Source organism: Saccharopolyspora sp. NPDC002376 (assembly GCF_053593195.1).
In genome coordinates, this window is record NZ_JBSFBZ010000126.1 from 1 (window position 1) to 2018 (window position 2018).

Consider the following 2018-nt stretch of genomic DNA (forward strand, 5'->3'; position numbering starts at 1 on the left):
TGCGCACATCGTTGATCGTCGATGCCCTGCGCATGGCGATCACCCACGGACACCTCGGTCCGGACGCGGTGTTCCACTCCGACCGCGGAACGCAACCTGAGTTCAACCGGTCGTCGCAACACCGGGTTATTGATGTGAGAGTAGCAGCTCTTTCAGTGCTTCGGCTGGTGTTTTCCAGTTGAGTGTCTTACGTGGACGGTCGTTGAGCGTGGCGGCGACGGCGTCGAGTTCGTCGCGGTTCCAGCGCGCCAGGTCGGTTCCTTTCGGAAAGTACTGCCGCAGCAGGCCATTGGTGTTCTCATTGGTGCCGCGTTGCCATGGGCTATGCGGATCAGCGAAGAAGATTCGCATGCCGGTGTCGGCCGTCAGTTGGGCGTGCTGGGCCAGTTCCTTGCCGCGGTCCCATGTCAGCGTTCGACGCAGTTGCTCGGGCAGTGTGGTAATCGTGGCGGCGATCGCGTCCCGGACAGCCTCCGCGCCGCGTCCGGCCAGCGCCGGGCCGTTCTTCACCTGCGGCTGCGCGCCGTAACCTTCCATCCGAGGCAAGTGCAGCAGCATGGTGAACCGCGTCGAGCGTTCCACAAGCGTGCCGATCGCCGACCGGTCGGTCCCGATGATCAGATCACCTTCCCAATGGCCCGGGACCGCGCGATCGGCGACCTCGGCCGGACGCTGGCTGATCATGACATCAGGGGTGACGTGCCCGCCCGGACGCTGTCGAGTTCGTGATCGCGGCACCCGCAGCGCGCGACCGGTCCGCAGACAGGCGACCAACTCGCGTTTCAACGCACCACGGCCCTGGATATAGAGGGATTGGTAGATTGCCTCGTGGGAGATCCGCATGGACTCATCATCGGGGAACTCGACCGGTAGGCGGCGGGCGATCTGCTCCGGGCTCCACGCGGTGGCCCATCGCCGATCTTGCCGGTGAGGCTTGTTCCGCCCCTTCCACTCCGGCGGAACCGGACCAGGTACGGGCGTCCGGTCTGGAGCGCGGATCACCCCGGCGAGTCGGTCCTGGACGTACTCGCGCAGCTGCTCGTTTTCCGCAAGTTTCGCGGTCTTGGGTCGCTGCGCGAGTAGTTCCGCTTTCCATTGTGCGACCGACGCCCGATACTCGAGCTTCCCACCGCGGGTGGCCGCGTTACGGCGTAACTCCCGCGAAATGGTGGACGGAGAACGACCCAGCCGACGGGCGATCTCTCGCACACCAGCGCCCTGGACTTTCAACATGGCGATGTCTTCCCGCTCCGGGAAAGACAAGTACCGGCCCGAAACGGGAACGACCATGAACGTCGGCATGCCGCCACGTTCCCGGAACCACCGGCTACCAGCCGCCTGCGACACGCCGACCGCGCCCGCGGCGTCCTCACTGGAGACACCTTTGGCGATCTCGCGCCAAAACGCCCGCTGCACCTCACGCCTCAACGACGGCGCCCCCGGCGACTTCATCGCCGACCTGCCCGTCAACGCCTTCATCCACCCCGCCGGCCTGCCCATCAACACCTCCACGATCAAGGTGTTGCGACGACCGGTTGAATCCACCCAATACACCTCGGCCGAGTTTTCCCGGTTCTGCAAGGAAAATTGCGTTCGCACCAGCGTCGGTCGCACTGGTGTGTGCTGGGACAACGCTGCCGCCGAATCGTTCTTCGCCTCACTGAAAAACGAGATGTACCACCGAGAACCGTTCCCCACCCGAGCCCGCGCCCGCTTCGCCGTCGCCGTCGCCGACTACATCGAAGTGTTCTACAACCGGAAACGACTCCACAGCAGTCTCGGCTACCGCACCCCCGCCGAGGCCTACCGAAACCACCTCACCGCGACCGCGGCCTGAGGAAACCCATCGAGGCCCGTCCAAGATCTGTAAGTGTGTAATCCAGCGGTTCTGGATGGATCGCTGCAAGGATCGGTGTCGGCGCGCGGGACTGACTCTTCCAAGATCTGGCCGCTTCGGCGTGCTCTACCAAGGACCTGTCGTCTCGGGCGCCGGCACCGGCCTGGCCCACCAGCTGGCC

Annotated in this window: 1 protein-coding gene and 1 pseudogene; one reads left to right on the plus strand and one right to left on the minus strand. The window is 64.9% G+C overall.

The window, feature by feature from the left end; all coding sequences use genetic code 11:
* Positions 1–126: 126 nt before the first annotated feature.
* A complete protein-coding gene (locus ACWCO2_RS36720; protein WP_450132411.1) occupies positions 127–1479 on the minus strand; it encodes an IS30 family transposase in 1353 nt (450 codons plus the stop codon).
* 70 nt (positions 1480–1549) lie between these two features.
* On the opposite strand from ACWCO2_RS36720, the pseudogene ACWCO2_RS36725 reads away from it, so the two are divergent.
* Positions 1550–1837 (plus strand): annotated as a pseudogene (locus ACWCO2_RS36725) (integrase core domain-containing protein); the annotation flags it as partial.
* Between the last annotated feature and the right edge of the window lie 181 nt (positions 1838–2018).